11 protein-coding genes are annotated in these 6,187 nt (G+C 48.0%); 10 read left to right on the forward strand and 1 reads right to left on the reverse strand.

All coding sequences use genetic code 11. From position 1 onward, the window contains the following. Positions 1-16 precede the first annotated feature (16 nt). From ASN18_RS13665 to ASN18_RS13710, 10 genes are read left to right on the forward strand one after another with little or no spacing between them, the layout of a single operon-like run. Positions 17-1,270 carry an FprA family A-type flavoprotein gene (locus ASN18_RS13665; protein WP_085053343.1) on the forward strand — a complete coding sequence of 418 codons (1,254 nt, stop codon included), beginning with the start codon at positions 17-19 and terminating at the stop codon, positions 1,268-1,270. Positions 1,271-1,282: 12 nt separating this feature from the next. Continuing rightward, positions 1,283-1,411 carry a rubredoxin gene (locus ASN18_RS13670; protein ID WP_085053344.1) on the forward strand — a complete coding sequence of 43 codons (129 nt, stop codon included), beginning with the start codon at positions 1,283-1,285 and terminating at the stop codon, positions 1,409-1,411. Positions 1,412-1,446: 35 nt separating this feature from the next. After that, entirely contained in the window at positions 1,447-1,821 is a 375-nt protein-coding gene (locus tag ASN18_RS13675; protein WP_085053345.1) for a class II SORL domain-containing protein, read from the forward strand. A 45-nt stretch (positions 1,822-1,866) separates the two neighbouring features. Next, a complete protein-coding gene (locus tag ASN18_RS13680; protein WP_085053346.1) occupies positions 1,867-2,496 on the forward strand; it encodes a peroxiredoxin in 630 nt (209 codons plus the stop codon). Positions 2,497-2,520: 24 nt separating this feature from the next. Continuing rightward, positions 2,521-2,643 (forward strand): desulfoferrodoxin FeS4 iron-binding domain-containing protein, encoded by a 123-nt coding sequence (locus tag ASN18_RS13685; RefSeq protein ID WP_085053347.1) that lies wholly within the window; start codon positions 2,521-2,523, stop codon positions 2,641-2,643. A 10-nt stretch (positions 2,644-2,653) separates the two neighbouring features. Next, positions 2,654-3,217: a flavodoxin family protein gene (locus tag ASN18_RS13690; protein ID WP_085053348.1), complete on the forward strand. Its 564-nt coding sequence runs from the start codon at positions 2,654-2,656 to the stop codon at positions 3,215-3,217. Positions 3,218-3,229: 12 nt separating this feature from the next. After that, positions 3,230-3,493, forward strand: a complete 264-nt coding sequence (locus ASN18_RS13695; RefSeq protein WP_085053349.1) for a glutaredoxin family protein — start codon at positions 3,230-3,232, stop codon at positions 3,491-3,493. 18 nt (positions 3,494-3,511) lie between these two features. Next, positions 3,512-3,829: a carboxymuconolactone decarboxylase family protein gene (locus ASN18_RS13700; protein WP_236861759.1), complete on the forward strand. Its 318-nt coding sequence runs from the start codon at positions 3,512-3,514 to the stop codon at positions 3,827-3,829. Next, positions 3,822-4,742, forward strand: a complete 921-nt coding sequence (locus ASN18_RS13705; protein WP_236861760.1) for a radical SAM/SPASM domain-containing protein — start codon at positions 3,822-3,824, stop codon at positions 4,740-4,742. The genes ASN18_RS13700 and ASN18_RS13705 overlap by 8 nt, the downstream gene beginning before the upstream one ends. Continuing rightward, positions 4,739-5,962, forward strand: coding sequence for a beta-ketoacyl-[acyl-carrier-protein] synthase family protein (locus ASN18_RS13710; protein WP_085053352.1), 1,224 nt, complete (start codon positions 4,739-4,741; stop codon positions 5,960-5,962). Before ASN18_RS13705 ends, ASN18_RS13710 begins: the two co-directional genes overlap by 4 nt. Before the next feature lie 44 nt (positions 5,963-6,006). Here ASN18_RS13710 and ASN18_RS17630 read toward each other — a convergent pair. Continuing rightward, positions 6,007-6,187: hypothetical protein (locus tag ASN18_RS17630; RefSeq protein WP_236861761.1), on the reverse strand; the 181-nt coding region annotated here is incomplete at its 5' end.

The raw sequence follows: 6,187 nt of genomic DNA on the forward strand, positions 1-6,187 counted from the left end.
AGGTGGTAAATAAAGGATGAATGTCATAGAGATCAAGCCGGATATCTACTGGGTAGGTGTTGTTGATTGGGCAGTTAGGGATTTTCACGGTTACGTAACCCCAAGCGGGACGACGTACAATAATTATCTGATCTTAGACGATGAGATAACATTAGTTGACACAGTAAAACACGACTTCCTCGAGGTTGGCATAGCCAATATAAAGAGCGTAGTTGACCCGTCTAAGATTAAGAACATAGTAATCAACCACATTGAGAATGACCACATGGGCGCCCTTGAGAGGATTATGGAAATAGTCCCGCACGATGTTACCATTTACATCACCCAAAGGGGCAAGGCCGGAATGGATAGATTTTTTGATATTTCAAAGTGGAATATCAAGACCGTCAAGACTGGAGACGAGATAAAAACAGGAAAGTACAAGCTAAAATTCATAGAGACCCCTATGATACACTGGCCGGATTCGATGATGACATATGTTGATGGTGCAAAGCTCCTGTTGTCGCAGGACGCCTTCGGTCAGCATATCGCCACAGCGGCACGTTTTGATGATGAGTTCATCGACTGTGCGTCGTTAACTGAACTTGAGGACGCAACACTGGACTACTATGCCAATATCCTGATGCCCTTTGGTACGCTTATAAAGACTAAAATAAACGAAATCCAGAAAATGGGTATCGAAATAGACATGATAGCCCCCGACCATGGCATTATATGGAGGAAAAAACCTGATCTTGCGTTTGGGATGTACATAGACATGGCAGACAATCAGGCTAAGGAGAGGATTGTTATAATATACGACACCATGTGGCACAGCACTGAACAGATGACCCTTCCCATAATGAGAGGTATACGGGAGGAGGGGGTTGACTGCAAGGTGATAAAACTTCGCTCTACGCCAATGAGTGTTGCAATAAAGGAGTTCTGGAAATCAAGGGGCTGTCTGATAGGTTCTCCGACATTAAACAATGAGGTGTTTCCCTCGATAGCAGAGTTTATGGTACATCTGATGGGACTGCGTCCGAAGGAGCGTCTGATGGCCGCCTTCGGCAGCTACGGCTGGGGCGGAGGTGCAGTGAAGTGGCTCTATGAGATGTTTAACAAAATGAAAATGCCGATAGTCGAGCCCGGCGTTGCGGTGCAGTACAGGCTGAAGCCGGACGACGAGAAAAAGTGCTATGAATTTGGTCGCAACTTTGCGCAGCAGGTGAAGGACTATCAGAAAAAATTTGCAGGCACATCGACAAAGATGTGTAAATTGTGTGGGTAAGGAGGAAAAATAATGCACAGATGCACTGTATGTGGGTGGATTTATGATGAATCAAAAGAAGGAACACCGTTTAACGACCTGCATGACGATTACACGTGCCCGGTGTGTAACGCCCCCAAAGAAGCATTTGAGCCAGTATAGGCTTGAGATAGTAAAATTAATCAGGAGGTGCTAAAATGTCAGAAAAGAGTTTGTTCTGTGGTATGAATAAACCGGCTGAGCCCGGCAATCTAACAGAGACAGAGAAAAAGCATATGCCTGTTATTGACTGCCCTGATACGGTAAAGGCAGGGGAGCCTTTTAAGGTAAATATTAAGGTTGGAGAAATCCCACATGTGATGCAGGAAGCCCACAGCGTTCAGTGGATAGAGGTGTTTTCGGGAGAGAACTTTAAGGTGAGAATTGACTTGACGCCTGTGACTACCCTTCCTGACGTAACGGTAACCCTCGTCAAGAGCGGAAAGCACCGCACATCTACAATAAGGGTTGTCGAAAGATGTAATCTACACGGGCAGTGGGAGGCCGTAAAGCAGATTACTATAACTGAGTAAGGATGCTCGTGCGTTTAATCAAAATTATACAGGAGGAGAGAGAACATGTGTGATGAGTTAGATTATGATGATGTGTGTTGCGGGTTAAAAGTTGGACAGAAGGTTCCTGATTTTAAGATAGACATATATGACCCTGTGAAGAAGGATTTTGGGGAAATATCGCTTGAAGCCCTGAAAAATGAGGGCAAGTGGACTGTCCTCGTGTTTTATCCAGCAGATTTTACGTTTGTCTGCGCAACTGAGTTTTCAGCCCTTGCCGGGTTGTATGACGACTTTAAAAAGTGCGGTGCAGAGGTTATTACAGTTAGCACAGATACAAAATTTACGCACCTGGCATGGCACAAAGACGAGAAGTCACTTGAAGGGGTCAAATACCCCATGGGCGCAGACCGTAACACAGCCCTGTCAAGACTGTTCGGTGTATATGACGAATGCTCCGGTCTTGACCTCAGGGGTTCTTTTATTATAAGCCCCGACGGGACGCTCCTGAATGCAGAAATAAATTTCTACAATCTCGGCAGGAACATGGACGAGCTTTTGAGAAAAGTAAAGGCAAACATATACCTGTCAAAGCATGGAGCTGAGGCCTGTCCGGCGAAATGGAAGGCTGAAGGGGACAAGACCCTCAAGCCGGGTGCCGATCTCGTTGGCAAGGTCGCCGAAGCCCTTAAGTAAAAACGGTATTGGAGGGATAAAAACATGGGAGTTAAGAAAGAGGGCGAAAAGTACAAGTGTGATATATGTGGAAATGAGGTAGTAGTGACAAAGGTGGGCGGCGGCGAGTTGGTATGCTGCGGTGAGCCTATGGTATTACAGGGATAGCTGAAATACTATGAAAATTACCGCCATTCTCGGCAGCCCGAGAGTAAACGGCAACACTGAGATATTGTTAAATGAGGCCATCAGGGCAGTCAAAGAAGAGGGCTGCCCTGTGGACTTCTTTCGTCCTCACGGCATGGATATAGCCCCGTGCAGCAACTGCGGCGGCTGCGATGACACAGGAAAGTGCGTCATAGAAGACGACATGCAAGACGTGTACAGGGCAATATACACATCAGACAGGTTTATTGTAGCGTCTCCGATATTTTTTTTCGGTCTGACGGCACAGATTAAGGGTTTAATAGACAGGTGTCAGGCGCTTTGGTGTGAAAAATATCTGCTTGGCCGCCCAATACCGCAGGGGCACAGAAAAGGACTTCTTCTGATGGTAGGGGGCATGGATAAAGAGATTGGTTTTAAAAGCGGCGGGGCAACGGCAACGGCCTTTTTCAGGACTATCAGCGTCCCGAAACACGAGACCATTTATTTTACAAAGGTAGACGCAATAGGGGCGATACGTGAACATCCCACTGCATTAAAAGATGTATACGAGGCCGCCAAAAGGCTGATAATATAAACAGGAGAAACCATGAACGAAAAAAATACTGTAATATTTGCCCTGAGTACCTGTCCTTCATGTAAGAAGGTAAAGGAGCTGCTTACAACACATAACATTGAATTCATTCTTGCAGAGCTGGACACGCTGGACATAGAATCGCGGGATAAGCTGCTCCTGGAAGTCAAGAAATATAACCCGCGTGAGACATTCCCGACAATAGTAGTTGATGGAGGCAGGGTGGTAATCGTAGGGTATAACGAGGATGCCATTAAAAAGGAATACGAAATTAAATAAAACAATACCAGGGGAGACATGATGAAAAAGATACCGGCGCATTATGCAAAATTAAAAGAAAGACACGGCAGCCTGCTTGAGGCCGTTGAGACATTGGGCAAAGCGGCAAAGGCAGCAGGCCCGATTGACGCCATGACAGCAGAACTGATACAGCTTGCCGCCGCAGTTGCAATACGTTCAGAAGGTTCAGTCCACAGCCACACGCGCAGGGCGCTGTCACACGGCGCAACACCGGAACAGCTCAGGCACGCTGCCATCCTGCTCACCAGCGTTGTGGGATTTCCAGCGGTTGCTGCAGCCCTGACATGGATAGATGATGTCATCGAGGATGCCTGATTCTGCACATCCACGAGGCGTACAGCTCTATCCCAACCTGACATGCAACTACAGCTGCGATTTCTGCTTTAACCGCGGACTAAGCGAATCTGGCATGATAAGCCCCAGCGATTTCTCATCACTTATTAGCGTACTAAGACAAATCGGCGTAGAAAGCATTGATATACTTGGTGGAGAGCCGACACTACATCCAAATATCGCCGAGTTCGCCGCCATAATAAATGACAATAATCTCTCTGCCACAATCAGCACTAACGGCTCGAACATTAATATGCTGAGGTGTATATCAAGTAGCGCCTCTGGCTCAAACGTAAAAATCGGAGTATCTGTCAATGACAAAATCCCTGAGGCGCTTGATGATTTCATTATGGAGCACAAGCCCTATGTAAAGAGCGTTGCATCAAATAAGGCATCTCCGGTGCCAGAGGCGGCGGCTAAGTATATCGGGCAGCCGGGGATTAACTATTATTTAATCTTCAGAGACGCTATGTCTCAGGCAGACCTGAGAGAGACACTGCCGTTTTATGAATACTATGAGAAACTGAACACATTAAAACAGTCAAACAATGGAGTTGATGGTGTGTACTGCGGTGGTTTTTTACCCGACACAGAGGTCTATCCTGAGCTTGAGGGCGTGAGATGCCCGGCTGGGACTACGAAGGCGGCTGTGCTGCCAAATGGTGATGTATACCCGTGCAATCTGTTTTTTCGCAGCCGGAAATTCAGGCTTGGTAATATATTTACCGATGACTTTCAGTTGATATGGGAAAGTCCTGTATTGGATTTCTTCAGGTCGTTTACCGGCAGTGCGTGTCTGCACTGTGCGCTCAATAACCAATGCCGGGGCGGATGTCCTGCCGTGTCATATGCAATTACCGGAAGGCTTGACGCACCTGATCCGAGGTGTTTATGAATCGTGTAGTTATCACTGGCATAGGGGCGGTAACACCGCTTGGAAATAGTTTTAGTGATTCATGGGCGGGTCTCATCGCTGGCAGAAGCGGGATAAGTACGCTGCCCGAACACCTGAGCTGTGGCGGCATTACGCTTGCTGGGCAATTAATGGGATTTGACGCAGGGCAATTTTTAAGCATCCGGGAACAAAACCGCCTTGACCCGTTTGTCCACTATGCAGTGGCGGCAGCGGCAATGGCGCTTGACGACGCAGCCAGCACAAAACCGGAGGGATTTGCCTCAATAATAGGGACAAGCAGGGCTGGGATATCAATGATAAACGCAGCGGCGGCAAGCCTATACTCCCGCAAAGATAATCGACGAAAGGTATCGGCATATCTGATGCCGACAACTACGGCATCAATGGCTGCCTCGTACATATCGCAGAAGTTTGGGCTTCGCGGTCACACGCTTGGCATATCAAACGCCTGCACGTCGGGGGCAAATGCCATTGGAGAGGCATTCAGGCTGATAAAACACGGGTACGCAGAGGGGGCACTTGCCGGAGGGGCGGAGGCACCGCTTTGCAAACTCAGCATAGAGGGCTATAGTGCAAGCGGTGCGTTGTCAAAGACTTTATCACAGGCAGCAGCGTCGAGACCGTTTTGTGTGGGGCGTGACGGGTTTGTCCTTGCAGAAGGTGCCTGTGTTGTGGTGATGGAAGAATGCAGCTCAGCGCTCAAGCGAGGGGCGCGCATATATGCAGAGGTCTTAGGCTATGGTAACACCTCTGATGGCATGGACATGGTTAGGCCAGACAGCACAATGCAGGCCGCCGCCATTGTTAACGCCCTCACAGAGGCCGCCCTCAGCCCAGAAGATGTGACATTCATCAGCGCCCACGCGACCTCAACAGCCCTTGGGGATGCGGTAGAGTCTGAGGCCATCCACAAGGCGTTTAAGGGTAACGTGATGAGGCTGCCGGTAACGGCGAATAAATCAATGACTGGTCACATGCTCAGCGCCTCAGCCGCTTTTGAGACTGCCGCAGCAGCAATGTCAATATACACGGGACTTATTCCTCCGACGATAAATATTCAGGCAATCGACCCCGCGTGCAGCTTGAACGTTATCACAAAAGAGCTGAAAATCGACAGCATTCGTTCAGGAATCACAAACAGTTTTGGCTTTGGAGGCGTCAACGCCTCTGTTGTGCTTGGGGGGCAGGGCGCCGATTAGAATTCCACAGGAACAAAGATTGAGACAGAATCTGTGCTTGAGGACTAAACAATCTTCCCCAAAAACCCCTTTAGCTCATCCACTGACCCGGCTTTCTTAATAAGATTCTTGAACTCCTCTAATTTCTCCACAGAATTATAGCAAGTGACAAAAATCAGTTCGTATTGTCCTCGGTGTAAGATAGCAAGAAATCTTACACCTATATTTTTTAGGAGAGTATGTGCA

The organism is Candidatus Magnetominusculus xianensis, assembly GCA_001541255.1.
In the GTDB taxonomy this organism is placed as follows: Bacteria; Nitrospirota; Thermodesulfovibrionia; order Thermodesulfovibrionales; family Magnetobacteriaceae; genus Magnetominusculus; species Magnetominusculus xianensis.